The sequence below is a fragment of the Litorilinea aerophila genome (assembly GCF_006569185.2).
In the GTDB taxonomy this organism is placed as follows: domain Bacteria; phylum Chloroflexota; class Anaerolineae; order Caldilineales; family Caldilineaceae; genus Litorilinea; species Litorilinea aerophila.
The window spans coordinates 268,237-294,284 of the sequence record NZ_VIGC02000001.1 but is presented as its reverse complement, the minus strand read 5'-3'; the positions used below and the strand labels follow the sequence as shown (position 1 = coordinate 294,284).

21 protein-coding genes are annotated in these 26,048 nt (G+C 62.0%); 12 read left to right on the top strand and 9 right to left on the bottom strand.

All coding sequences use genetic code 11. The features are described from left to right. Window positions 1-288 precede the first annotated feature (288 nt). Both FKZ61_RS01130 and FKZ61_RS01125 read right to left on the bottom strand, forming a co-directional pair. Window positions 289-1,233: a methyltransferase domain-containing protein gene (locus tag FKZ61_RS01130; protein ID WP_170199038.1), complete on the bottom strand. Its 945-nt coding sequence runs from the start codon at window positions 1,231-1,233 to the stop codon at window positions 289-291. A gap of 515 nt (window positions 1,234-1,748) precedes the next feature. Further along, window positions 1,749-2,453, bottom strand: coding sequence for a histidine phosphatase family protein (locus FKZ61_RS01125; RefSeq protein WP_141608220.1), 705 nt, complete (start codon window positions 2,451-2,453; stop codon window positions 1,749-1,751). A 320-nt stretch (window positions 2,454-2,773) separates the two neighbouring features. Between FKZ61_RS01125 and argC the strand changes: the two genes are divergently transcribed. The 6 genes from argC to FKZ61_RS01095 all read left to right on the top strand — a co-directional run bounded on the left by argC (window position 2,774) and on the right by FKZ61_RS01095 (window position 9,091). Continuing rightward, window positions 2,774-3,808 (top strand): N-acetyl-gamma-glutamyl-phosphate reductase, encoded by a 1,035-nt coding sequence (gene argC / locus FKZ61_RS01120; RefSeq protein WP_141608219.1) that lies wholly within the window; start codon window positions 2,774-2,776, stop codon window positions 3,806-3,808. Window positions 3,809-3,897: 89 nt separating this feature from the next. After that, window positions 3,898-4,713 (top strand): acetylglutamate kinase, encoded by an 816-nt coding sequence (gene argB, locus FKZ61_RS01115; protein ID WP_141608218.1) that lies wholly within the window; start codon window positions 3,898-3,900, stop codon window positions 4,711-4,713. 73 nt (window positions 4,714-4,786) lie between these two features. Then, window positions 4,787-5,992: an aspartate aminotransferase family protein gene (locus FKZ61_RS01110; protein WP_141608217.1), complete on the top strand. Its 1,206-nt coding sequence runs from the start codon at window positions 4,787-4,789 to the stop codon at window positions 5,990-5,992. An 87-nt stretch (window positions 5,993-6,079) separates the two neighbouring features. Beyond that, the gene (locus FKZ61_RS01105; RefSeq protein ID WP_141608216.1) at window positions 6,080-6,697 is read left to right on the top strand and encodes a GNAT family N-acetyltransferase; all 618 of its coding nucleotides are present in this window, start codon (window positions 6,080-6,082) and stop codon (window positions 6,695-6,697) included. 183 nt (window positions 6,698-6,880) lie between these two features. Continuing rightward, window positions 6,881-8,044, top strand: coding sequence for a glutamine-hydrolyzing carbamoyl-phosphate synthase small subunit (gene carA, locus FKZ61_RS01100; protein WP_141608215.1), 1,164 nt, complete (start codon window positions 6,881-6,883; stop codon window positions 8,042-8,044). Window positions 8,045-8,053: 9 nt separating this feature from the next. Next, window positions 8,054-9,091, top strand: a complete 1,038-nt coding sequence (locus tag FKZ61_RS01095) for a homoserine dehydrogenase (RefSeq protein WP_141608214.1) — start codon at window positions 8,054-8,056, stop codon at window positions 9,089-9,091. A gap of 8 nt (window positions 9,092-9,099) precedes the next feature. Here FKZ61_RS01095 and FKZ61_RS01090 read toward each other — a convergent pair whose 3' ends face one another. The 4 genes from FKZ61_RS01090 to FKZ61_RS01075 all read right to left on the bottom strand — a co-directional run bounded on the left by FKZ61_RS01090 (window position 9,100) and on the right by FKZ61_RS01075 (window position 13,879). After that, window positions 9,100-10,236, bottom strand: a complete 1,137-nt coding sequence (locus FKZ61_RS01090; protein ID WP_141608213.1) for a S1C family serine protease — start codon at window positions 10,234-10,236, stop codon at window positions 9,100-9,102. 329 nt (window positions 10,237-10,565) lie between these two features. Beyond that, window positions 10,566-11,495: a response regulator transcription factor gene (locus FKZ61_RS01085; RefSeq protein WP_170199036.1), complete on the bottom strand. Its 930-nt coding sequence runs from the start codon at window positions 11,493-11,495 to the stop codon at window positions 10,566-10,568. Window positions 11,496-12,057: 562 nt separating this feature from the next. After that, on the bottom strand, window positions 12,058-12,720 hold the full coding sequence (locus FKZ61_RS24210; RefSeq protein ID WP_141608211.1) for a response regulator: 663 nt from the start codon (window positions 12,718-12,720) through the stop codon (window positions 12,058-12,060). Window positions 12,721-13,363: 643 nt separating this feature from the next. Then, complete coding sequence (locus FKZ61_RS01075; protein ID WP_229964083.1) at window positions 13,364-13,879, bottom strand: M23 family metallopeptidase; 516 nt, start codon at window positions 13,877-13,879, stop codon at window positions 13,364-13,366. A 376-nt stretch (window positions 13,880-14,255) separates the two neighbouring features. On the opposite strand from FKZ61_RS01075, the gene FKZ61_RS01070 reads away from it, so the two are divergent. Both FKZ61_RS01070 and FKZ61_RS01065 read left to right on the top strand, forming a co-directional pair. Continuing rightward, window positions 14,256-14,591 carry an FmdB family zinc ribbon protein gene (locus FKZ61_RS01070; protein ID WP_141608209.1) on the top strand — a complete coding sequence of 112 codons (336 nt, stop codon included), beginning with the start codon at window positions 14,256-14,258 and terminating at the stop codon, window positions 14,589-14,591. A 530-nt stretch (window positions 14,592-15,121) separates the two neighbouring features. Continuing rightward, window positions 15,122-15,523 (top strand): hypothetical protein, encoded by a 402-nt coding sequence (locus tag FKZ61_RS01065; protein ID WP_141608208.1) that lies wholly within the window; start codon window positions 15,122-15,124, stop codon window positions 15,521-15,523. Window positions 15,524-15,607: 84 nt separating this feature from the next. Here the strand turns inward: FKZ61_RS01065 and FKZ61_RS01060 are convergent, their stop codons facing one another. Continuing rightward, window positions 15,608-16,360, bottom strand: coding sequence for a hypothetical protein (locus FKZ61_RS01060; RefSeq protein ID WP_141608207.1), 753 nt, complete (start codon window positions 16,358-16,360; stop codon window positions 15,608-15,610). Window positions 16,361-16,566: 206 nt separating this feature from the next. On the opposite strand from FKZ61_RS01060, the gene murJ reads away from it, so the two are divergent. The 4 genes from murJ to metH all read left to right on the top strand — a co-directional run bounded on the left by murJ (window position 16,567) and on the right by metH (window position 23,322). Then, window positions 16,567-18,213, top strand: a complete 1,647-nt coding sequence (gene murJ, locus FKZ61_RS01055) for a murein biosynthesis integral membrane protein MurJ (RefSeq protein ID WP_141608206.1) — start codon at window positions 16,567-16,569, stop codon at window positions 18,211-18,213. Between the two features lie 173 nt (window positions 18,214-18,386). After that, window positions 18,387-19,082: a zinc metallopeptidase gene (locus tag FKZ61_RS01050; RefSeq protein WP_141608205.1), complete on the top strand. Its 696-nt coding sequence runs from the start codon at window positions 18,387-18,389 to the stop codon at window positions 19,080-19,082. A gap of 22 nt (window positions 19,083-19,104) precedes the next feature. Further along, a complete protein-coding gene (locus FKZ61_RS01045; RefSeq protein WP_141608204.1) occupies window positions 19,105-19,389 on the top strand; it encodes a hypothetical protein in 285 nt (94 codons plus the stop codon). A 249-nt stretch (window positions 19,390-19,638) separates the two neighbouring features. Next, window positions 19,639-23,322 (top strand): methionine synthase, encoded by a 3,684-nt coding sequence (gene metH / locus FKZ61_RS01040; protein ID WP_141608203.1) that lies wholly within the window; start codon window positions 19,639-19,641, stop codon window positions 23,320-23,322. A 60-nt stretch (window positions 23,323-23,382) separates the two neighbouring features. On the opposite strand, the gene FKZ61_RS01035 is transcribed toward metH, so the two are convergent. Continuing rightward, window positions 23,383-25,095 (bottom strand): formate--tetrahydrofolate ligase, encoded by a 1,713-nt coding sequence (locus tag FKZ61_RS01035; RefSeq protein ID WP_211358345.1) that lies wholly within the window; start codon window positions 25,093-25,095, stop codon window positions 23,383-23,385. A gap of 103 nt (window positions 25,096-25,198) precedes the next feature. Then, window positions 25,199-25,873, bottom strand: a complete 675-nt coding sequence (locus FKZ61_RS01030; protein WP_170199028.1) for a GntR family transcriptional regulator — start codon at window positions 25,871-25,873, stop codon at window positions 25,199-25,201. Window positions 25,874-26,048 lie beyond the last annotated feature (175 nt).

Genomic DNA, 26,048 nt, shown 5'->3' with positions numbered 1-26,048 from the left:
CCCGAACAAGAGATAATAAAGGGATTCCAACGAAAATGTGGTGGCAACAATTCCAAACAGAGTACGATGATGATTTTTCGCAGTAAATACAGCTATCCACTTCCCACTAACATCCCCTAAAGGGGGCACCTCCTACTTGAAGAACGAATCTGAGCCGAAATAGTTTCCCTCTCCAACCGACTGGATTGCCATCCGATCTGGCTCGTACAGTCTGGCGTAAATACCACGGCAGAACTTCGGCGGCGCTACCGCTGGTAGAAACCATCGGCGAATTTCTACCGGGATTTACTAAAGAGAATCTACCGGCTCCTTGAAATCCCAGATGCCATCCCGCCGGGCATAGCCGGTTCCACAGGAACGGCAGAAAAGGCGATCCTCCTGGGTCAGGACAAAGTTCCCTTCCATGCCACAGAATGGGCAGGCCAGGAGGTCGTTGACGGCCTGGACGCCAGCATACCGGGGGGCTTCGGCCCCCTGGGGACGCACCTGGACGAAGACACTGGGCGACAGGGGATAACGCCCACCTACGGTAAAAAGCAGCCGATCCAGACGGGCCAGGGACCTGGCAGGCACCCAGCGTTTGAGCCAGGGAACCCGGAAATGGGAGACAGCCAGCTGACGCGCCGGAACCAGCCGGGCGCGCGCAAATTGCTCCCACATCCAGGCAGGATGAAAGTCGAAATTCAGCTTTACAAACTCCACCGGGCTGGGGTCCATGGGTGACCAGCGCTGTCGGCCGGTCAGCCAGCGCAACAGGGCCTTCAGATGACGCTTGTTGGCATACTCCAGGACGGCCACACTCTCCCGATGGAGTACCCGGTAAATCTGGGCCAGGGCACGGGGCACATCGGCCAGGTGGTGCATGACCCGAACCATCACCAGGGCATCAGCCACCCCGCTGGCCAGCGGCAGCTGGTACAGGTTGCCGGCCACGAAGAGAAAGCGGGGATCGTGTCCCCACCGCCGAACCGCCTCCTGTAGCAAGGTACGGCTGTAATCGAACAGGATCACCTGGTCATAGCCCAGGTAGAGGTCCGCAAGCCGGCCAAACCCGGCCCCCACCTCCACCAACCGGCCACCCGACGATGGTAGGAGGGCCTGGAGGGCGAGGCGCTCAACCGCGTCCTCGTATTCCCGCCCCTGGCCTTCCCAAAACTCAGTCCGATAGGGGCTGCCCTCATAATCCATCACGGGGGGATTGACCTGGGCCCCGGCGCCCGATCCCTCAAACACGCCCATCATCCTCACCGGTAACGTTACCAGTCCCTGGGGCCACCACTTCCCCATGGTCATCAGCCGCGCCCCTGCTTGCCGGGGATGTTTCACGTGAAACACCCCACAGCATCCTGGTGCCGGCACAACCCCTGCCGTCCCTCGCTATCACCGAATGCATCCATCCTGTGGCAGGCAGGACACACCTGGGGAGTGGCCCTGGCTGATAAAAAAAGGGCGGGAGGGAGCCTCCCACCTCGGCAACTTTCAGTCGTATTATATCAGCTTCAACCATCAATTTCAACACCCAATTTAGCTTCAATCAACATGTTTTGTTGACAGACTGACCTTTGGTCGTCCTGTTCCCAGGGAACAGCGCCTGCCGCCACCTTAATGGTACCGTCACCATCCAGCGGGCTTTGCCCACGGGATTGGGGCGTACGCGGCCGTAAAAGGAAGGCTTCAGCCCGGCTGATGAAGCGTTGAAGTCCCTACACCGTGAGGCAAGTGGCCGGTAGGGTGTCGGCGAGCGACGCTCAGCGGAATTCATCGCCGTTGATGGTAAACTCATCGTCGATGGCTTCCGGCGGGAGATGCCCAATGTCGTTGACAAAGACAGCCTTCCAGATGTCTCCCTCCCGCACCAACATGGTGATGGCGCAGTTGTGGGGATCCCAGCGCCGCCAATCCTCAGGACCATCCCCGATCCAGTTGGCCAGGGCGTTGCAGATGATGCCGCCATGGGTCACCACCAGGATCACCTGGCCTGGATGACGCTTAGCCAGGCGCTCCACCACGGCTGTGGCCCGTCGGTTGAAGGAACGGGGGGATTCCCCTTGGGGCGGAGCAAAGTCTGGATCCTGCGCCCACCGCCCCCAGAGATCCTCAACCTCCCGTAACTCCTGGAAGCTGCGTCCTTCCCACGCCCCCAGATCAAACTCCCGTAAATCCGCCTCCACCTCCGGATCCTGCCCTAACGCCCGGGCAATGGCGGCCGCGGTGCTCTGGGCCCGGGGCAGGGGAGACACATAAAAAGCCTGGATGGGATAGCGGCGGGCCAACTCCACCACGCGCCGGGCCGTGGCAGCCACCTGCATCTCGCCCCGCGGGGTCAACGGCGCGTCCATGGAGCCGTGCCACACCCGCTGCACATTCCCTTCCGTCTCCCCATGCCGAACCAGAAAGACGATGGTTCGGCGCCGATGGGCCCCTGGGCCCTGGGCTACCTGTTGATCTGCCATGACCTTCCCTTCTATGCGCGTTTGAAGATGGATTGCCAATCGATGAATTCTAAACCATCAAACAAAATGGCCGGTTATTGACACCGACCCGGCGACATGTTAAACTTCCAAAATCATGAAGACTGGCATGATTGGGTCCAAAACCACTCAAAAACAGCTTCGCTCCAGGCGCCGCCTGTCTGTTGCCGGATGAATAATCTGGAACTTTGCGCGCGGACGTCCACGGTACACCAAAGCAAAGCTCTCCAGATGGAGAGCTTTTTTATTTGAAGGCAGAGCTCCCTCTCTGCTGCCAGCGACATGGAGGAACAACGCCCAACATGTACAGAGCAGGAATCGCCGGTGCCACCGGGTACACCGGCATCGAACTGGTTCAACTGATCCACCGCCATCCCCAGATGGAAGTGGGCTGGATCACCAGCCAGAGCAGCCCCGGCAAGCGCCTTTCCGACGTCCATGCCGTCCCCTGGGATTACCCCCTGATCACCCTGGAGGAAGCGCTGGAGCGGGCCGACGAGGTGGATGTGGTCTTCCTGTGTCTGCCCCACGCCGCCTCCATTGAGCCGGTACGCGCGGTCAAGGCCACTGGGGTGCGGGTGATCGATCTGAGCGCCGACTTCCGCCTGAAAGATGCCCGGGCCTATGAACGCTGGTATGGCGTCCCCCACACCGCGCCGGACCTGCTGACGGAGTTCGTCTACGGCCTGTGCGAGATCAACCGCGCCCAGATCCGGAACGCCCAGCTCATCGCCAACCCCGGCTGCTACCCCACCAGCGTCAACCTGGCCCTCTATCCCCTGGCCAAGGCTGGCTGGCTGAGCCCCCTGGTCATTGTGGACAGCAAGAGCGGCGTCAGCGGCGCAGGGCGGCAGACCAAGCTTCTGTACAGCTTCACAGAAGCCAACGAGAACATGACACCCTACAACATCGGCCATCGCCACCGTCACATCGCCGAAATGGAGCTGATCCTGAACGGCGCTCGCGCCAATGGCCAGCCCTATCGCTTCCTCTTCTCGCCCCACCTGTTGCCCGTAAATCGAGGCATCCTCAGCACCATCTACGTAACGGTGCCAGAAGGGGTGACCGAGGCAGATATCCGCCAGCTCTACCACGAGACCTACGCCGGCGAACCGTTCATCCACCTGCTGCCGCCCGGCCAGATTGCCACCCTGCGCCATACGGTCCACAGCAACCGCTGCGCCATCAGCATTACGCCGGCCGACCCAGACCGACCCGATGGTACAGAATACATCATCGTGGCCACTCTGGACAACCTGGTGAAGGGGGCGAGCGGACAGGCCATCCAGAATTTCAACATCGCCGTGGGCCTGGACGAGACGTTGGGGTTGCTCTGAGGCCCGGCCGTAACGGTTGGCATGGGTCTGGCTCTCGGACCGGCTCGGGCAGAAACAGGCCGGCGTAGATGAAAGCGGGATTGAAGCGAATGAAACCCTTGGTGCACAACAGCAACGCAAACCCAGAGGATGTGGACGAGAAGTACATCGTCGTGGTCAAGGTGGGGGGCAACGAACTGGACGACGACGCCTTCCTGGAGGGGCTGGTCCTGGCCGTGCGCCGCATCCTGGAGGCCGGCCATTTCCCGGTGATCGTCCACGGCGGCGGCAAGACCATTGCCCAGTACCAGCAGCGCCTGGGGCTGGAACCCCGCTTCCTGGAAGGCCTGCGGATCACCGACGAAGCCAGCATGGACGTGGCTGAAATGGTGCTCAGCGGACTCATGAACAAGCGGGTGGTCCGGGCTCTGGTGAACGCAGGCATCCGCGCGGCGGGCATCAGCGGCGTGGACGATGGCACCATCTACGTGGAAAAGATGTGGCACCCCCTGGGCGATTTGGGTCGGGTGGGCGACATTCAGGACGTGGATCCCTACCTGCTCCGCAGCCTGATCGCGGCCAACATCGTCCCGGTGGTGAGCCCCATCAGCTTTGGTGCGCTGGACGGCCTGAGCTACAACGTCAACGCGGATCACGCGGCCACGGCCATTGCCGCCAAACTGGGCGCCATCAAGCTGATCTTCGTGAGCAACGTGCCCGGCGTTCTGGTGGCGGGCCGGGTGGTCCGGGCCATCACCGCGGATCAGGCCGAGCAGTGGATCGCGGAGGGCATCATCACAGGCGGCATGATCCCCAAAGTGCGCAGCGCCATCGGCGCGGTCCACGGCGGAGTGGCCCAGGCGGTCATCACCAACCTGGCCGGCATCCAGGAGGACGGCGGCACAGGCATCATCGGGGCCCAGTAGGTGGGCCGGCCAACCCAAAGGTCCTGCGGCCGCTGCCCGGCCGTGGGGTCCAACTCGACCAAAGGAGAAGGTCATGGATAAGCAAGAAATCATCGAGATGGAACAATCCTACGTCCTCGGCGTCTACAGCCGGCCCCCTTTTGTGCTGGAACGGGGGGAGGGCTGCACCCTGTACGACACCGACGGCAAGGCCTACCTGGATTGCGTCTCCGGGATCGCGGTGAACGCCCTGGGCTACGGGGATGCCGGGATCAACCAGGCCATCGCCGAGGCCGCGGCCACGGGCATCCTGCACGTGAGTAACCTCTACCACACGGCACCCCACGCCCGGCTGGCCAAGCTCCTCTGCGAGACCAGCTTTGCGGATAAGGTGCACTTCAGCCTGAGCGGGGCTGATGCCAACGAAGGAGCCTTCAAGTTTGCCCGCCGCTACGCCCGGGAGAAGGGGCACCAGGACAAGTATCACATCCTGGCCTTCAGCAACGCCTTCCATGGCCGACTGTTCGGCAGCCTGGCGGCGACCCCTCGTCCCAAATACCAGGAGCCCTTCGAGCCCCTGATGCCAGGCGTCCGCTTTGCCGAATTCAACAACCTGGAGAGCGCCCGAGCCCAGATGGACGAACAGGTCTGCGCTATCATCGTGGAGCCCATCCAGGGCGAGGGGGGCATCCACCCGGCCACGCCGGAATTTCTGCGGGGATTGCGGGCCCTGGCGGATGAGTACGACGCACTGCTCATCTACGACGAGGTCCAGTGCGGCGTGGGGCGCACCGGCACCCTCTGGGCCTACCAGGGCTACGCCGACGGCGACGAGGCGGCCGTGGCGCCGGACATCCTGACGGCGGCCAAGCCCCTGGCTGGCGGCCTGCCCATTGGCGCCATCCTCATGCGCCAAAAGGTGGCCGATGCCATGCACAAGGGGGACCACGCCAGCACCTTTGCCGGCAACCCCTTCACCACCCACGTGGCCCACCACGTGGTCAGCCGCATCGCCGATCCCCAATTCCTGGCTGGGGTGCAGCGCAAGGGGAAACTGTTCGTGGACCTGCTGGAAGAGCTGAACAGCCCCCACATCCAGGAGATCCGGGGCAAAGGGCTCCTCATCGGCGTGGAGATGGACATGGATGTGACGCCCCTCATCAGTCAGGCCTATGAAGAAGGGTTGATCCTGGTCAACGCCGGCCCCACCGTCCTCCGCTTCATCCCGCCCCTGATCATCAGCGAAGCCGAGATCCAGCGGGCAGTGGAGACAGTGGGCAAGCTGTTACAGCGCCTGTAGGCAGGCGCTACCCCGGTGGAGGAGAAGGCTGGCCCGGTGGCCGGTCTGGATGGTCGGAGGAAGAACCTCCAGAGGACAGCGGGAGAAATGCCCATCACTGTGCGCCCTGCACAAGAACATGAAGTGGAAGCCATTGCCGCGCTGGTCAATCACTTTGCCGCGCGCAATCTGATGTTGCCCCGGAGCGAAGCCGCCATCCGCCATACTCTGGCAGACTGGCTGGTGGCCGTGGATGAAGCGCAGAGGGACCGGGTGGTGGGCTGCGGCTCCCTGGTCCCCCTCACCGAAACATTGGTGGAGATCCGCTCCCTGGCCATCCATGAGGAGTACCAGGGGCAGGGCATCGGCGCACAGTTGGTCAACCGGCTCATCGCCCTGGCCCGGGAGCGGGAATACGAACAGATCTGTGCATTGACCTTGCAGGAGAAATTTTTCCTGCGGCTGGGCTTTCAACTGGTGGACCGCTGGAGCATCAGTCCGAAAGTGTGGCAGGCCTGTATCTACTGCCCCAAATTCCACCGCTGCGACGAGGTCGCCGTCTTAATGGACCTGGTCCAGCCCCGTGCGCCGGCTAAAGAGCCGCCCCAACGATTGCCGGCCTGGAACAACCTGCTTAAGTGGGGGGAGTGGCAGCCCCTGCGGCTGGCATATCAGCAAAAGTCAGGGGAGAGCCGGGAACAGGAGCAGGAAGTGCGCAGAGGCTAACGGGAGAAAACCACAGATGGCACAGATGAACATAGATTTTTATCCAACCCCATCTGTGTCCCCCATCTGTGTCCTCTGTGGACCGAATCAAAATTGCAGGTCATAGTGCCTAGAGGCTATGAGTCTATTTTCGGTCGGAATTGGTTGGAATCGGAATTGGTTGGAAAAAGGAGTTACAACATCGTGAATGCACTGCTTGTCCTGGAAGATGGCACCATTTTTCAAGGGCAGGGTTTTGGCGCCGCGACCACAGTTGTGGGCGAGGTCGTCTTCAATACCAGCCTCACCGGCTATCAGGAGGTGATCACCGATCCCTCCTACCGGGGGCAGATGGTCTGTATGACCGTCTCCCACGTGGGCAATACCGGGATCAACCCGGAAGATGTGGAAAGCGACCGCCCTCAGATCACGGCCTTCATCGTGCGGGAGGTGAGCCCCGTAGTCTCCAACTGGCGAGCCAATGAGACTCTGCCAGATTACCTGGCCCGCCACGGGATCCCGGGGATCAGCCAGGTGGACACCCGGGCCCTCACCCGCCGCATCCGAGAAAAAGGTGTGCTCCACGCCGCCCTCAGCACCGACGGCCAGCATTCGGCGGAAGAGTTGCTGGCCATGGCCCGAAGCTGGGAAGGGCTGGACGGCCGGGATCTGGTGCAGGAGGTCACCTGCCAGGAGCCGTACAACTGGGTGGATGGCACCCGCTCCGAGTGGACACCGGTGCCCGCCGGCAAGGAGATCGCGGATCCCCGCCACGGCCAGGCCAGCAGCGATGCGCCCCTGGTGGTGGCCTACGATTTCGGCATCAAGCACAACATTCTGCGCCGCCTGACCAGCCACGGCCTGCGGGTCACGGTGGTACCGGCCCACACACCAGCCAGTACGGTCCTGGCCATGAAGCCCGACGGCATCTTCCTGAGCAATGGGCCCGGCGATCCGGCGGCTGTGACCTACGCGGCCCAGGCGGTGAAGGAGCTGCTGGAGAGCAACCTGCCCACCTTCGGCATCTGCCTGGGACACCAGATCATCGGCCTGGCCCTGGGAGGCCAGACCTACAAGCTCAAGTTTGGCCACCACGGAAGCAACCAACCCGTGAGTGACGTGGATTCCACCAACGTCCAAATCACGGCCCAGAACCACAACTACGCCCTGCAGGAGGAAGGTCTGCCGGAGAACGTGGAGATCACCCACCGCAATCTGAACGATCAGACGGTGGAAGGGTTGCGGCTGAAAGACAAACCCGTCTTCTGCGTCCAGTACCATCCCGAGGCAAGCCCCGGACCCCATGATGCGGACCTGCTCTTTGCTCGCTTTGCCCGGCTGGTGAAAGAACACGCCGGCAAGGCGTAAAGGATGACCATGCACGTGGATTTGGGCCTGATTGGCCTGGGCCATGTGGGCCAACAGGTGTTGCGCATCCTGGAGACGCGGGGAGATCGCCTGCAGCGCCGCTACGGGGTGCACTTGCGGGTGGTCTGTGTGGCCGACAGCAGCGGGGTGGCGGTTAACCCGGCCGGCTACGACCCGGCCGAAGTACGGCATTGGAAAGAAGCTGGCGGCCAGGTGGCCGGGCTGACCGGGTTCCGACCCGGTCAGCGCCCGGCCCAGGCGCTGGTCGAAGGTCCATGCCAGATGGTGCTGGAAGCCACGCCGGTCAACTTGCAGGACGGCGAACCAGGCCTGGGCGTGGTCCGGAGTGCCCTGGCCCAGGGCATCCATGTGGTGCTGGCCAACAAGGGGCCGCTGGTCCTGGCCTACCAGGAATTGCACCGGCTGGCCGCGGCCCACGGCGCCGGCCTGGCCTTCAGCGCCACGGTGTGTGGCGGCCTGCCGGTCATCAACACCGGCCAGCGGGACCTGATCGGGGCCGAGATTCTCGCCCTGCGGGGCATCTTCAACAGCACCAGCAACTTCATCTTGAGCGAGATGGCCGCCGGGCGAGCCTTCGACGAAGCCCTGGCAGAGGCACAACGCCGTGGCATCGCCGAGGCGGATCCGTCCCTGGATGTGGAGGGCTGGGACACGGCCAACAAGCTGGTCATCCTCGCCAACAGCGTCTTGGGGATTCCGGCCACCCTCCAGGAAATCTCGGTCACGGGGATCACCGGCATCACCACTCAGGACCTGGAGCAAAGCCAACGTCGGGATCGAACCATCAAACTGGTGGCCCAGGCAATTCGGGAAGAAACTGGATACCGCCTGTCGGTGATGCCCATGGAGCTGGACCAGGATGAGTTCCTGGCCCAGTGCCAAAGCTGGGAGATGGGCATTGAGATCCAGACTGATCTGTACGGCACCCTCTACCAGAAGATCTGGGAGCAAGATCCCCTGCCCACGGCGGCTGCCATGATCCGGGACGCGGTTCACCTGAGCCAGCAATTCATTTCCAGGGCGTAACAGGCTGGTTATCCCGGTTCCTCCGCCAGGGTGACGTCCAGGGTCAACCGCTCCCCGTCCCGCAGCAGCTCCACCCTCACCGTGTCGCCCACCTGAAACTGCTCTTCCAACAAGATTTCCAGCTCTTCCAGGCGGCTGATGGGCTGGCCGGCCACCGCAACCAGGATGTCACCGCCCACGTAAATCCGCTGGTTGCCCAGGATAACCTCCCGCTGGGCCCCGCGCACGCCTGCCCGCTCCAGGGGCGATCCCGGGTAGAGCTGGACGATGAGGAGCCCCTGATTGACGGGAAGGCCCAGCCGCTCGGCCAGCCCTGGGGTGAGGGCATAGGCGTAGCGGATCCCCAGCCAGGGGTGCCGATAGCGCCCCAAGGTAAGCAGATCTGGCAGCAGCCGCCGTATAGTGTCAATGGGCACGGCAAAGCCTACGCCGGCGTTAGTACCGGTGGGGCTGAAAATGGCCGTGTTGATGCCGATGACCCGCCCGCTGCTGTCCAGCAGGGGCCCACCGGAATTGCCCCGGTTGATGGCTGCGTCTGTCTGGATGATGCCGGAAATGGTGCGGCCATCCTGGCCTTCCAGAGTGCGCCCCAGCGCGCTGATGACACCAGTGGTTAGCGTGCGCTCGAATTGGCCGAAGGGGTTGCCGATGGCTATGGCTCGCTGGCCCACCTTCAGGTTGGCCGATGTGCCCAGCTCCACGGGCACCAGCAGCTCAGGCGCCACGTCCACCTGGAGCACGGCGATGTCGTTGCGGGGATCGACACCTACTACTTGGGCCGACACCACCGCGTCGTTGCCAAAGCTGACCTCGATATGTTCCGCGCCGCTGATGACGTGATAGTTGGTCAGGATGTGCCCCTCGGTGTCCAGGACAAAGCCGGAGCCCGCCCCTTCCTCGGGGATGACGTTGAAGAAAAAGCCCCGACGCAGCACCCGGGTGGTGATGTTCACCACCGACGGGGCCACCCGGGCGTAGACGTCGATGACCCGGCGTTCCGCGATGTCAAAGCCTTCGGCGTCGATCAGGGGAATTGCGCCTGCCGGGCTGGCCACGGAAAGGGGGGTCGGCGTGGGCGGTGGCAAGGTGGGTGTGGGGGGTGGCGTGGGCGTGGGGAACAGGGGCAAGCCCTGACAGGCGGCCATCAGCAGTGCTGCTCCTCCCCACAGCCACCACCGTCGTTGCCAAAAGCTCAAGATTCTACCAGCCATCCAGAACCGGGATTTCATTGTTCGCTCCCCCGTACATACTGACCCACCATGTCCCATGGGGCGTTTGAAGACAGAGACTTGCCGCCCCTTGTTACACCGGCATTTTAGCACAGAAGGAGCACATGGGAACCAACGCGGTCGGGCCGAACCCGGTCAGGTTCGGCCCGATTTGGGGATAAGTTGGGGAAAAATGAGGAATTTTGGGTAAAAGTCAAACAAAGTGCAGCTCGACGCTGCTGTTGTGTCAGCTCTGCCGTATCCGCTTACGAGGGCGACGGCAACCGCAGCGGGCGTCGGCGGGAATCGTCGCCCAGGCTGGCCCGGGACGTTGGCCGCAATTCCTGTCCCCGTCGGCGGCTGCCCGCCTGGTAGCTTCCAGATGTCAGGGGACCAGGTGCCGGGGGGGCATGGACGCAGAACTTATAGCCCACGCCTCGTACGGTGACCAGCCGCTGGGGTTGAGAGGGATCTTCCTCTAATTTCTTCCGCAGGCGTCGAATGGCCAGCTCCACCAGGTTGGAGTTGATCCCATCGGCGGATTCGTATCCCCAGACGTTCTCCAACAGATCTTGCTTGCTGACGGGCCGGTTGGCGTTGGCCATCAGGTACTGGAGAAGCCGAAATTCGGTGCGGGTCAGCGAAATCATTCGGCCGGCCACCGAGACCGTGCGTTGTTCGCTGTTGAGACGCACATCGCCAAGCTCAATGACCTGGAAGGCCTGCTCATCCAGCTTGTTGCTGGTACGCCGCAGGATGGCCCGGATGCGGGCTTCCACCTCCTTGAAGGTAAAGGGCTTGGTCACATAGTTGTCGGCCCCCAACTCCAACCCCCGCACGATGTCATCGGGGCGGTTGAGGGCGGTCAGCATCAGGATGGGGACTGCCGATATCTTGCGCAACTGCTTGCAAACGGCAAAGCCATCCAGGTCGGGCATGATCACATCGAGCAGCACCAGATCAAAGTCATGCTGTTCGAACAATTCCAGGGCCTCTCGCCCATTTGCAGCCATCACTACCTGGTACCCCAGACGCTGCAGGGAAATACTCAGCAGGCTGCGTACCATTTTTTCGTCGTCGACGACCAGAACCCGTACCACATCTTCCGTATCTAGACTGCTGGAAGGGAGTTCCGCGTCCTCCTGCACTGGGGGCGGGGCCTGATCCCGCTCACTGCCCTGCGCCTTCTGTCCCATCAGATTCCACTCCCAAACTGTCTTCCAAAGCGCCGCCATATTCTTGTCTGCATGTTTCTGTCTATTCGTGAACCCCAGGTGCAGATATCTATTTCACGCCAGATTGTGGGGCTTCAAGGGGAAATGCACCGTCAAATGGTTCAATCATCGATATTAGCACACTCCGACATTGGACACATCATGCAAAAGCTGTAGATTGGTCACCGATTTGCAGAAGGATTCCGGTGACGCGACTGCAATAAAGAGGCTATCTGCCCAGAGGCCACCGAAAGGCTCCAGGGCAAAGAGGGGAATCTGGATCATCGGTAGATGAAAACTCGGCAGATAAAAACTAAAAACAAAGTGCGAAACGGGTGTATAACGCGTGGTTTGTGCACGAGCGCAGCACGCCTCGCCAGAATCCATGGGGCCATGTTCGTGGGACTGTGGAGCGCCGGTAGATCGAGAAGGCTCCTGGAAATTCGCTCGGAGTTCCAGGAGCCTTCTCAACCGTTTGCTTGTGCCCTTTGTCCAGATGGCTCCAGTATCGTGGGCCATGTGCGCCCGGTGTGGTGTGTCGACCTCATGAGCCAATGTCGTCCAGGGTAGTCAAGCCTTCTTTCAGGGCGTAGAGGGCTGCCTGGGTCCGATTGGCCAGGTGAAGCTTACTGAGGATGTTGCTCACGTGGGTACGCACCGTGCGCTCGCTGATCACCAGCCTGTCGGCGATGTCCTGGTTGGACAGGCCGCGTGCCACCAGGACCAGCACTTCGGCTTCCCGTTCCGTCAACGGCTCATCCGAAGGAGGCAAGGTGGTGGGCCTGTTCAGCTCGCGGATCAACTTGCGGGCAATGGCCGGATGCAGCGAAGATTCCCCATGGTAGACATCCCGGATGGCGTGCACCAGATCGTCCGGCGATGTTTCCTTCAACAGGTAGCCCAGGGCCCCGGCCTTGATGGCGGAGAAGACCTTGTCGTCGTCGGAGAAACTGGTCAGGACGAGGATGCGGGCCTGGGGATTTTCACGTTTGATCTCTTCGATGGCCTCGATGCCCGTCTTGCGGGGCATCATTAAATCCATCAGGATAACATCTGGTTTCATGGCGCGCACCTTCAGCACGGCCTCCACACCATCGGCAGCTTCCGCCACCACCTCGATGTCCGGCACGTCCTCCAGCAGGGCGCATAGCCCCCCGCGCACCACTGTATGATCGTCGGCGATTAACACACGTATAGTCTCAGTCACAACTCCCTCCCAAACCGGCACTTTTCAACAATTTGCCGAAGTTATCCACAGCTTATCCCAACCCCAAACTGTCTGAATGTGGTACCATCCTGTCTGAATCTGCCTTGCACCCATCTGATGACTCCATGGGCAAGCCCCAGTTCTCATAGATGGGCAGTGCCTTTCGGGTTTTCTCTCCGGCAATTCGCGCTGCAGGCCGGGTTTCTGTGGTGCATTCCCCCTTTACTGTGGAAATATCTGGGGATTTTCTATGGATAACCCCTGGCATAAGTATGCGGATAAATCGGGGATAAATTATCCCCACCATTGGCAAGTTATCAACACAATTGGGCTTGGATCATAAGCAGACACTACCTGTAGGGGGTCTCGGTAGTACCGCCGGAAAGTTATCCGTCTTATTCGCGAGTTACTCCCCAAGTTTTCCCCAATAGGGTGGGAGTCTTTACCGACAACCTTCTACTATATCTAGGGGATTTCAGTCCAGCCAGCGCAGATGTAGGGGGGAGAGTGCCTGGCATGTTTACTTATCCCCGTTATCCCCAGCCCATACTATGAATACTAATTCTGATAAGTATTTTTCACAAGAAAAATATGCGATCAACCTTCCCGCTCTTGATGCGTTTTGTCTCCATAACGGAATACATCAAGGACGTCGCATGCCCGGTTCCTCTACGGCCATGGGATGAAGCACATCCAACACAACCGGTTCTTCGTCCAGGGTGTCGACCGCTGCTGGATCCAGGAAGGGCAGGGGATCGGTGAAGCCTCCCCACCCGTCGAAGCGGTTGTAGGGTTGAATCCGAATGGCAAAGTGAAAGAGCACATGGGCCTCCGATTCGGATTCAGCCGCATGGGCCAGGAGCTGCCCACACGGGACTCGCTGGCCGGCTTCAACCACGATTTCCCCCAGCAGGGCGTACAGGGATTCTCCCCACCGGTGTTCCAGCTTCAGGTACCGCCCCAACCCCTCCGCTTCGTAGCTAATCTCGGTCACCCGCCCATCGTCCACAGCCAGCAGGGCCAGCCCGCCGGCCACCGCAAAATCGACGCCCGGGTGTCCCTTGAGGGGGACGCCGTTGTAGCGGTATTGGCCGTAGAACGACGCTGCCTCTCCCCAGCGCTGAACCAATCGCTGGGGATGGGGAAATGGTGAGCTCAAATAGATGCCTTCTGGCTCATAGAGGCCAGACACTAGAGGTTGCTTAATGAATTGGTATGTCATTGGTATGGAACGACCGGCTAGAACGGGCTGGTTCCGTGTCGGTTGGATTTTTTTACACGTCTATTGAAAAATTCGACAAGGTGTTCGTGGATGATTATACTGCTAAAGTTGTAATTTGGATAGCCCTGGGAAGAAGCCTGGAGAGGTACCTGTTTAGTATAGTCGGTTGCGGCATGAAGCGCAAGCAGGCTTTTCTTCCCGGGGGGCAGTGGTAAGTGGTCACGTGGAGCCATGTTCACGGAGGTTGTGGAAGTTTAGCAGCGTTGAATGTCGTGGATATGGAGTGGCGTAACATTTCCGGTGTCGTCTGTTCATGGAGTTCGTGAAGGAGCAGGTAGCCGTGCCAATCTACGAATTTGTCTGTCAAGAATGCGGTTACGAATTTGAACGCATCCAGTCCTTCTCCGACAACAGCCTGCCACGCTGTGGCCAGTGCGACAGCGAGCACGTGCAACGGCGGCTGAGTCCGCCCGCCATCCATTTTAAGGGGAGCGGCTGGTACATCACCGACAGCAAGAACGACAATAAGCGGGCAGACAAGTCCACCGCCAGGGCAAACGGTTCGGGTACCTCCAGCGAAAACGGGACAGGCAGCGACAAGGCCAAGCAGGAGAGCAGCGCCAAGGTGACCGAGCGTTCTGATTCCTGATTTATCCAACGTTTATTCCATGACATGCCCGGGGAGCACACCCTCGTGGATGCATCGGGCTGGCCCGCCGGATTCGCCGGCGGGTTTTTTATTGGTGGCCCAGGCGCACCCGCCTCTGCTCACCCGGCCCTGGCGAATGTGGATATAGGGCGGCCGCCATATGGTAGGCGCAGCTCGTCCCTGCGCATCGGTCGCTGTCCCTTCACTGGCCTGGGGTTGCCCATCGGACGCCCCTGTCCAATGGGCCAACGCCGAAGAGGATGAACGATGCCCGACTATCGTGACTGTGGTCAGCACCTAGTCGGAATCGACTATTTCGTGTACAATGACAGCGTTTGGCCGGGTCAACACGACTCCCGGAGGCGCCTGTCAGTAGATCCCGGCAGAAACTCGCCCATGGCTCCCACCAGAGGGTGCGCGCCCAGAGGGCGTCCAGAATTTCTGCCGTGGCATTGACGCCAGACTGTACCAGTTCCATCATCGAATCGATACATTCAAATTCTTCATCGCCATCATACAAGGAGGGGAGCATGACTGTACCCAAACGTTTTGGCGTGCTGCGCTTTTTCGGCACTCTGCTCAAGGTGTTGGCCTGGATCGTCCTGGTGCTGTCGGTGTTGGGCGCGATTGGGGTCGCCGTGGCCGGCAATATGATGACCAACCTGATAGGAGGTGCAGCCACCGGAGATGCGGGAAATCTGCTCACGGCCGGCGGCGGCATTGTGGGCGGGCTGCTATTGCTGGTCGGAGGCTTGTTCTACTTTCTGGTCTTGTACGTGAGCGGAGAGAGCATCCATCTGCAGCTGGCGGTGGAGGAAAATACCCGTCTCACAGCCGCCCTTTTGCTCAAGATGCACCAGGAAGGCCAGACCGAGTCCACTTCCACCTACGGGGGCGGTGCCGGCTTCGCCAACGAACCGTACGAAAGCTGACGGTTCGCCCGCCGGCCTCATCCATCTGGCCAGCCGGCAACCGAACCAGCTCCCCGATGGTCACCACACAAATGGATGGGCAGTTCAGCGGGGAACGGCCTCCAGCTTGTCGCGCACCAGCGCGACGAGGAACGTTCGTTCCTGTTCCGCATCGAAGAGGATGGTGACCGTGGCCTCCTCTCCATCCCCCTGGAGTCCTGTGATGATCCCTTCGCCGTAGCGTTCGTGGCGGACTCGCTGGTGAAGGGATAGATTCTCCAGGCCCGGACCGGAGGGGGAAGGGACGGGTCTGGTAGACGCTTGGAGGGTCGAGGCCAGTCCAGCCTCCCGATCCCGCCAGCTTTCAGCCAGGTTGGCCATCATCTGCTCCGGTGCCCTGGCCACGCGGCTGCGCAGCTCCGCGGCGCGGGAGCGGGCCTCGGCCAGACGCGGCATCCACCTGGCCTTCTCCGCCTCTTCCCGGTCGCCCTGGGCCATCTGACGGCTCGCCCGGGCCAGGATGCGCAGCAAGTTGTCCATCTGTTTGACCGGATCCTGGGTTGGATCGATGCGGGCCAGGGCGACACCGTGGAGGCGGCAGAGTTCATCCCGGGTCTGGTCCCGTTGCTCATCCTCGAGAACTTCCCAGTCGCTGCGTCGGCGCTGGCCTTTGGCCGTCAAGCCGACAAAACGAATGGCGATCCCGATCTCCGGGTAATATCGATCCAGTTTCAGACGGCGGCGGGTGGCGGGATTGACCAGCCAGTCCGGGCTGATGTTGTCCTCCCCGTGGAAGCCCTCGAACACGCGGGCCAGGATCTCCCGCCAGCCGTTCATGGCCAGGTATAGGTTGTTCATCGATCCCCTTCTACATCCGTTGTATACTGGCGTTTTTGTGCTGGCATGTACTGGGCTCGTGGGCCACATGCCCCGTGCAATTTAGCACACCTGTTCCGTTTTGGCAATCATTTGGCAATCAAAGGCCTCGCTCCGGTGGGGCACCCCTCGTTTCGTCGCCGCCTGGTATCTCCATTCGGTGGGGGGCTGTGCTATAATCCCCGGCCATGAATGGGGAATTGCCAGAGCACGGCGGAACGTCCGCCACAGTGGAAGCAGGGGGGCACTCCTCCCCCGGGACGGCTGTGCGCCGGGGAGGGCAATTGGCCAGCGCCGCGCTGGTGGTGATGGTCTTTTTTGTCCTCAGTCGGGTGGCCGGGTTGGCCCGGGAAATGGTGATCGGTGCCCGTTTCGGCACCAGCGCTGACCTGGACGCATACCTGGCGGCTTTTCGAGTGCCAGACCTCCTTTTTCAGCTGGTCGCCGGGGGGGCGCTGGGCAGCGCCTTCATCCCCACCTTTGCCAGCTACTGGGTTCAAGGTGATGAGGGCGGCGCCTGGCTCCTCTTCAGTCGGGTCCTGAACCTGCTGGTGCTTTGTCTGAGTCTCCTCTCGGCGCTGGCAGCCCTCTTTGCCCTCCCCCTGATGACCCATGTGATCGCTCCTGGTTTTTCCCCCGCCCAACAACAGATGGCGGCCCAGCTCATGCGCTGGATGCTGGTGAGCACCGTGGTGTTCGGCGTCAGCGGACTGGTGATGGGCACCCTGAATGCCACCCAACATTTTCTCCTGCCGGCAGCCGCGCCGCTGTTTTACAACCTGGCCATCATCGCCGGGGCCTGGTGGCTGGCTCCCCATTGGGGGGTCTATGGCCTGGTGGCTGGGGTGGTGGCCGGTGCCTTTGCCCATCTGCTGGTACAGCTGCCGGGCCTCTGGCGGTATCAGGCCCGGTATCGGTGGAGCCTGGGCCTGGCTGATGCCGGGGTCCGGGAGGTCCTGCGGTTGATGGGGCCCCGGGTGTTGGGCTTGCTTTTTGTACAGCTACATTTCCTGGTCAATACCATTCTGGCCAGCAACCTCCAGGCGGGCAGCTTAAGCGCCTTGAACTATGCCTGGTTGCTCATGCTTCTGCCCCAGGGGATCTTTGCCCAGGCCCTGGCCACGGCTGCCTTTCCCACGTTCTCGGCCCAGGTGGCTGCTGGCCGCCGAGATGAGTTGCGGGAAACCTTTGGCCAGATTTTGCGGGTGGTCCTCTTTCTCACCATTCCGGCGGCGGCCGGGCTCTACGTGCTGCGGCAGCCTCTCATCCAGCTGCTGTTGGAGCGGCGGGAGTTTGATGCCCGGAGCACGGCCATGGTGGCCTATGCCCTGCAGTTTTACGCCCTGGGGCTGGTGGCCCACGCGGGCGTGGAGATCGCGGTGCGGGCCTTTTATGCCCTCCACGACACGGCCACGCCCGTCTGGATAGGCGTGGCCGCCATGGTTCTGAACATCGTGTTGAGCCTGTGGTGGGTTCGGTATCTCTCCTACGGGGGCCTGGCCCTGGCCAACAGCACCGCCACGACGCTGGAGTTTCTCTGCCTGCTGGGGCTGCTGCGACGCCGGCTGGGCGGGCTGGCGCTGCGATCTGTGGTGGCTACCCTGGGCCGTTGCGGCGGTGCAACCTTGATCATGGCCGCGGCGGTGGTCGGCTGGCTACGGCTGATGAACAGCCTGGGGCCGGTACTGGGCGTGGGTGTTGCCGGCTGGCTGCCGGCCGTGGGCGGTATGGTGCTGGCCGCGGCGGTCTACCTGGGTGGCAGCCTGGCCCTGGGGAGCGCGGAGCTTTCTCCCCTGTTGCGAATGGTACAGCGCCGCCGTCTGGGGGCCCTGTAGCCTGGGCAGATGCTAACAGAAAACTAATCATCTGCTAACCCCCATCTGGTGCAACTTGTGGTACAGTAGGCACGTATAATTAGGAAAGTTAACTGGGAAAATTGCAGCACCTTTAGGTGACTGATTTTAGGTGACTGATTTCAGCAAGTTCCGGGGGAACAGGAGAAAGAAGTATGTTTTTCTTCGATCCACTTTACCTGCTCTTTGCATTGCCGGCCCTGATTCTGGGCCTCTATGCCCAGATGAAGGTCCAATCCGCCTTTGGGCGCTATTCCCGGGTTCGGGTATCCACCGGGATAACCGGTGCCCGGGCGGCCCGTCGTATTTTGGATGCCAACGGGCTGACCCATGTGACCGTGGAACGGGTCGGCGGGTTCCTGTCGGACCACTATGATCCGCGCACCCGAACCCTGCGGCTGAGCCCGGACGTCTACGACGGTCCGACCCTGGCGGCGGTGGGGGTGGCCGCCCACGAAGCCGGCCATGCCCTGCAGCATCAGCAGAACTACGCGCCGCTCCAGCTGCGCACGGCCATGGTGCCCAGCGTCCAGATCGGGAGCTGGCTGGGGCCCATCCTCTTCGTCATCGGCCTGATCATGTCCGGTGCGGTGGGCCAGAGCATTGCCTGGTTCGGCCTGTTGCTCTTTGGCGCGACAGCCCTGTTCGCCCTGGTGACCCTGCCGGTGGAGTTTGACGCCAGCCGGCGGGCCAAGCAGTTGCTGGTCTCCCAGGGGATTCTGACACCCCAGGAGCTGCAAGGGGTTAACAGCGTGCTGGATGCAGCCGCGCTGACCTACGTGGCGGCGGCGCTGCAGGCCATCATGACCCTGCTCTACTACGCCTCCCTGTTGATGGGGCGTCGGGAGTAAGGTGACATTCAGGAGAAAAACCATGTTTACCCGTTCACCCATTTTCATTCGATTCCAGCACTACGGCCGCCAGATCGCCGACCGGAGCTGGTGGCTGGTGATGGCTCCTGGCCTGGCCCTCATGGCACTGGCCCTGGCCATTCTGATCTGGCCGGAGCTTCTGGCCTATCTGGTTGCCTTTGGCCTGCTCTTCGTGGGCACCAGCCTGACCCTTTGGGGCTGGACCCTGCGCCAGGCCGAACGCCGGGCCCGGCGCTACCGGGAGGAATTCCGGGAACAGCGGACCGTCTACTATGACGTCTACTGATACTGATGATATTGATATGATGTCTCCTGTGGAGAGCCTTTTTCGCTGATACGGCGCCCTGGCATGCGGGGCGCCGTACCCACAACCGCAGAGTCGGCCTGAATCCCACGGGTGGCCCGTCCCTTTGGCGGCCACCCGTCTTTTGTTGGGCTGGTGTTTGCTCTGCCAGGGCAGGCCTGCTTTTTGGGGCGGGGGCTGGGGGTCCGTTTATAATGAACATGTTGTCGTCACGACAGAATGGAGGTGTGCATGACCCAAGTGACCACACAGCTGCAAAAGTTGGCCCAACAGCGCATCTTGTTGCTGGATGGCGCCATGGGGACCATGATCCAGCGCTACCAGTTGGATGAGGCGGCCTTCCGCGGGGACCGTTTTCAGGATCATCCGGTCAGCCTCAAGGGCAACAACGACTTGCTTTGCCTCACCCAGCCGGATATCATCGCCGAGATCCACCACGCCTACCTGGCGGCCGGGGCCGACATCATCGAAACCAACACGTTCAACGCCAACGCCATCTCCCAGGCCGACTATCGAACCGAGGGGCTGGCCTACGAAATTAACCGGGCCGCGGCCGCCATCGCCCGCCAGGTGGCGGACGAATGGACCGCCAGAACGCCCGATAAACCCCGCTTTGTGGCCGGGGCCCTGGGACCCACCAACCGGACCGCCTCCCTCTCCCCGGACGTGAACAATCCCGGCGCCCGGAACGTCACCTTCGACCAGCTCAAGGAGGCGTACCAGGAGCAGGCCCGGGGTCTGCTGGACGGCGGCGTGGATCTGCTGCTGGTGGAGACCATCTTCGACACCCTCAACGCCAAGGCGGCCATCTACGCCATCGATGAGCTGTGCGCGCAGCGGGGCATTCAGGTGCCCATCATGCTCTCGGGCACCATCACCGATGCCAGCGGGCGGACCCTCTCCGGTCAGACCACGGAAGCTTTCTGGTACTCGGTCATGCACGCCAGGCCTTTCAGCGTGGGGCTCAACTGTGCCCTGGGCGCCAAGGAGATGCGCCCGTACATGGAGATCCTCTCCAACATCGCCGACACCCTGGTCAGTTGCTACCCCAACGCGGGGCTGCCCAATGAATTTGGCGAATACGACCAGACGCCCGAGGAGATCGCCGCCTACCTGCGGGAATTCGCCCAGAGTGGATTCATCAACATCGTGGGCGGCTGCTGCGGCACCACGCCGGACCACATTCGGGCCATCGCCGCCGCCGTCTCGGATCTCCCCCCGCGCCAGATCCCGGAGATCGAGCGTTATTCCTGCTTCAGCGGCCTGGAGCCCCTGGTGATCACGCCCTACACCAATTTTGTCAACATCGGCGAGCGCACCAACGTCACCGGCTCGGCCCGCTTCCGCCGCCTCATCATGGAAGGTAACTTCGAGGAGGCCGTGCGGGTGGCTGCCCAGCAGGTGGAAAACGGCGCCCAGATGATCGACGTGAACTTCGATGACGGCATGCTGGACGGCGAGGCCAGCATGGTGCGCTTCCTCAACCTGATCGCCAGCGAGCCCGACATTGCCCGGGTGCCTGTGGTCATTGATTCGTCCAAATGGTCGGTGATCGAGGCCGGCTTGAAGTGTGTCCAGGGCAAGTCGGTGGTCAACTCCATCAGCCTGAAGGAGGGCGAGGAGGTCTTCAAGGAGCAGGCCCGCCAGATCCGGCGCTACGGCGCCGCCGTCATCGTCATGGCCTTCGACGAGCAGGGCCAGGCCGACACGGTGGAGCGCAAGGTGGAGATCTGCACCCGGGCCTACAAGATCCTCACTGAGGAGGTGGGCTTCCCGCCGGAAGATATCATCTTCGACCCCAATATCCTGGCCATCGCCACCGGCATCGAAGAGCACAACGACTACGCCATCAACTTCATCGAGGCCACCCGCATCATCAAGCAGACCCTGCCCGGCTGCAAGGTGAGCGGCGGCGTTAGCAACCTCTCCTTCTCCTTCCGGGGCAACAACGTGGTGCGGGAGGCTATGCATTCCGCCTTCCTCTATCACGCCATCCAGGCCGGCATGGACATGGGCATCGTCAACGCCGGACAACTGGTGGTCTATGAGGAGATTCCCAAAGACTTGTTGGAGATGGTGGAGGATGTGATCTTCAACCGCCGGCCGGACGCCACCGAGCGCCTGGTGGCCTTTGCCGAGACGGTCAAGGGGAATGGCAAGAAGAAGACCGAGGACCTGGCCTGGCGACAACAGCCGGTGGAGAAGCGCCTGGCCCATGCCCTGGTCAAGGGCATCGCCGACTACGTGGAAGAGGACGTGGAAGAGGCCCGGCAACAGTATCCCGACCCCATCCAGGTTATCGAAGGTCCCCTGATGGACGGCATGAACATCGTGGGCGACCTCTTCGGGGCCGGCAAGATGTTCCTGCCCCAGGTGGTCAAGAGCGCCCGGGTCATGAAGAAGGCCGTGGCCTACCTGCTCCCGTACATTGAGGCTTCCCGCCGCCAGAACGGCGACAGCCGGACGGCCGGCAAGGTGGTGCTGGCCACGGTCAAGGGGGATGTCCACGACATCGGCAAGAACATCGTGGGCGTGGTCCTGGCCTGCAACAACTACGAGATCATCGACCTGGGCGTCATGGTACCCGCGGAGAAGATCCTCCAGACGGCCATCGAGCAGAATGCCGACATCGTGGGCCTCAGCGGCCTCATCACCCCGTCCCTGGATGAGATGGTCCACGTGGCCAAGGAGATGACCCGCCTGGGCATGGACAAGCCCCTGCTCATCGGCGGCGCCACCACCTCCCGCATCCACTCCGCGGTCAAGATCGACCCGGCCTACACCGGGCCGGTCATCCACGTGCAGGATGCCTCCCGCAGCGTGGGCGTAGTGGAAAAGCTGCTCAACCCCCAAAGCCGGGACCAGTTCATCCAGGAGATCCAGGCCGAATACGAGCAGTTACGCCGTCACCACCGGAATCGCCAGGCCGGCAAATCTCTCCTGGATCTGGCCACGGCTCGGGCCCGGCGCTTTGCCCCAGATTGGGCCGAGGCCGACATTGTGCGGCCAGCCCAGTTGGGTACCCAGGTCTTTGACTCCATCAACCTGGGCACCCTGGCCGAGAAGATCGACTGGACGCCCTTCTTCCATACCTGGGAGATGAAAGGCGCCTATCCGGCCATCCTCAACGACCCGGCCAAGGGGGCGGAGGCCCGCAAGCTCTTTGCCGATGCCCAGGCCATGCTGGACGACATCATCGCCCACGAGCGTCTGATCGCCCGGGCCGTCATCGGCCTCTTCCCGGCCAACAGTCGGGGCGACGACGTGGTGCTGTATCGCGACGATAGCCGCACCCAGGAGCTAACCACTTTCCACATGCTGCGCCAGCAGACCGACCGGGGCGCCGATCGTCCTTGTTACTGCCTGGCCGACTTTGTGGCACCGGAGGAAGGCGGCGTCCACGACTACATGGGCACCTTTGCCGTGACGGCGGGCATCGGCGTGGACGAGCTGGTGGCCCACTATGAGCGACGCCACGACGACTACAATAGCATCATGGTCAAGGCCCTGGCTGACCGCCTGGCCGAGGCCCTGGCCGAGTGGATGCACGAGGAGGTGCGCAAGCACTTCTGGGGCTACGCGCCGGATGAGAACCTGAGCAACGAGGAGCTCATCAAGGAAAAATATCGGGGCATCCGGCCGGCGCCGGGCTACCCGGCCTGCCCCGACCACACCGAAAAGCGCATCCTCTTCGACCTGCTCCAGGTGGAAGAGCGCATCGACCTGCACCTGACCGAGCACTTCGCCATGATGCCCACGGCCGCGGTCAGCGGCTACTATTTCGCCCACCCCCAGTCCACCTACTTCACCGTGGGCAAGATTGGCAAAGATCAGGTGGAGGATTATGCCCGGCGCAAGGGGATGACGGTGGAAGAGGTGGAGCGCTGGCTCCGCCCCAACCTGGCCTATGAATAATTGTCCTTTTGGAACAGGGGGCCTTTCTGAACTGGCCTTGTGCCGGCAGCGGAAAGGCCCTCAGAAGAGCCCTACCACCCGGCCGGTCTCCAGGTCGATGTCTACCCGCTCGGCCGCGGGGTGGCTGGGCAGGCCGGGCATGGTGCGCATTTCGCCCACCAACGGATAGATGAACCCCGCGCCCACGCTGGCCCGCACCTCCCGGATGGGCAGGGTGAAGCCAGTGGGCGCCCCCTTGACGCTCGGATCCGCGGTCAGGCTCAGGTGGGTCTTGGCCATGCAAATGGGCAGATGGCCGAAGCCGTTGCGCTCATATTCCCGGATCTGCCGCTCTGCCACCCGGTCGTAGGTGACCTCGCCCGCCCCGTAGATCTCCCGGGCGATGGTTTCGATCTTCTCCTTGATGGGCCGCTCCAGCTCATACAAAAAGTGAAAGTCCGACGGCTCGTCCGCCGCTTCGGCCACGGCCCGGGCCAAATCCACCGCGCCGGCGCCCCCTTCGGCCCAGTGGTTGGAGAGCGCACAGCGCACCCCCAGCTCCCGGGCCACGGTGAAGATGGCTTCCACCTCGCTTTCATAGTCGGTGGCGAAGTGGTTGATGCAGATCACCGGCGTCACCCCATGTTTGCGCACGTTTTCAACCTGTTTGCGCAGGTTGGACGCGCCCTGGTAGACATCGTCCGGATTCTCCTGCAGCATCTCCTCGGGCAGGGGGCGGCCCGGCGTCACCCGATACTTGCCCGTGTGCAGCTTCAACGCCCGCACGGTGGCCACCACCACGGCGGCGTCCGGGCGCAGGCCGCTGGTCCGGCACTTGATGTTGAAGAACTTTTCGGCGCCGATGTCCGCGCCAAAGCCGGCTTCGGTGACCAGGAAGTCGGCTGCTTTGATGCCGATCCGATCGGCCAGGACGGAGCTGTTGCCGTGGGCGATGTTGGCAAAGGGGCCCGCGTGGACCAGGGCCGGAGTCCTTTCCAGGGTCTGCAGGAGGTTGGGCTTGATGGCTTCCTTCATGAGTACGGTCATGGCGCCAGCAGCCCGCAGCTCCTCTGCTGTGACCGGTTTTTTGTCGTAGGTATGGCCGATCACAATGCGCCCGAAGCGCTCCCGCATGTCCCGCAGGCTGGTAGTCAGGGCCAGGATGGCCATCACTTCGCTGGCCACGGTGATGTCGAAGCCGGTCTGGCGGGGGCGTCCGTCGCTGCGGGCGCCCAGGCCAGCCACGATGTTGCGCAGCTCCCGGTCGCTCACATCCAGCACCCGCCGCCAGGTGATGCTGTAGGGGTCGATGCCCAGGGCGTTGCCGTGATAGATGTGGTTGTCGATCATGGCGGCCAGCAGGTTGTTGGCCGCGGTGATGGCATGGATGTCGCCGGTCAGGTGGAGGTTGAACTGCTCCATGGGGACCACCTGGCTGTAGCCCCCACCGGCGGCGCCTCCCTTGATGCCGAAGGTCGGCCCTTGGGAAGGCTGGCGGATGGCGATGACGGCCGTCTTGCCCATGTGGTGGAACGCCTGTCCCAGGCCGACCGTCGTGGTGGACTTGCCCTCTCCCAGGGGCGTGGGCGTGACCGCGGTGACCACCACGTAGCGGGCGTTGGGACGATCCTGCAGGCGCTCAATGGCTTCCAGTTTGATCTTGGCCATGTAGTCGCCGTAGAGCTCGATGTCGTCCCGGCCCAGGCCCATCTTTTCAGCGATGGCTTCGATGGGTTCCAGTCTGGCAGCCTGGGCAATTTCAATGTCACTGGGGATGGTTTTTTCAACGGCCATGATGGGTGGATCCTATCTTCTTGGATGGTTTCTGTGGTCGTGTTTTGCTGTTGTCTTTTGAACGGGTTTTGAACAAGGCGCGCCCGGGATCGCCCATGTCGCCCTAAAAATAGGAGACCAGATCCTGGTGGAGATGGGCCAGGTAGGTGCGGGCCAGGGCAGCGGCTTCCTGGGGCATCCTCTCCTGGACGGCCTGGAGAAGCCGGGCCAGCTCAGCCGTCCGGGCATCCAGGGAAGCCTGGAGGGTGTCAGCGGCCAGGTTGGACAGCCGTATGGTGTGGCCGAACTGCCAGGACAGGGTTTCTGCCAGGAACTCGTTGTGGCTGGCTGCGGTCAACAGCTCGTGGAGCTGTTGCTGGTGCCAGAGCCAGTCGGCGATCTGGTCGGTTTTCTCCTGCATGGCCTGGCAGATCTGGACCATGCGTTGAATTTCGGTCGGCGTGGCCCGCTGGGCGGCCAGGCTGGCAGCCAGGCTGAAGAGCTCCAATTGCATCTCAAAGAGCTTGCGCAGGTCGGAGAGGTTGACGTCGGCCACCATGGTGCCCCGGCGGGGCATGATCACCACCAGCTTCTCCCAGGCCAGCCGGCGCAGGGCGTGGCGCACCGGGGTCAGGCCGATGCCCAGGGCGGTGGCCAGGTCCGTCTCGTCCAGCAGGGAAGCGGGGGGCAGTTCCAGGTGGAGGATCTGGTGGCGGATCTGTCGATAGGCCAGTTCGTTCAGGGATTCGTTGGTGCCGCGTTGGCGAGTCGAAGCCGCCAGCAGAGTAGTTGGGAGCATCTGTCCAAATGATTTGAAAGATCCTGGTGTGTGTGACCCTGACATTGGCGTTCACTATATCAAATCCACCTGGAAAGTCAACACGGCTACAATCCGTCACAAACGGGGATTTTTCGATTTTCTTTGCCCCAATGCTACAAATATGGTATACTTTGTTTCGTCATGTTTGAATTGT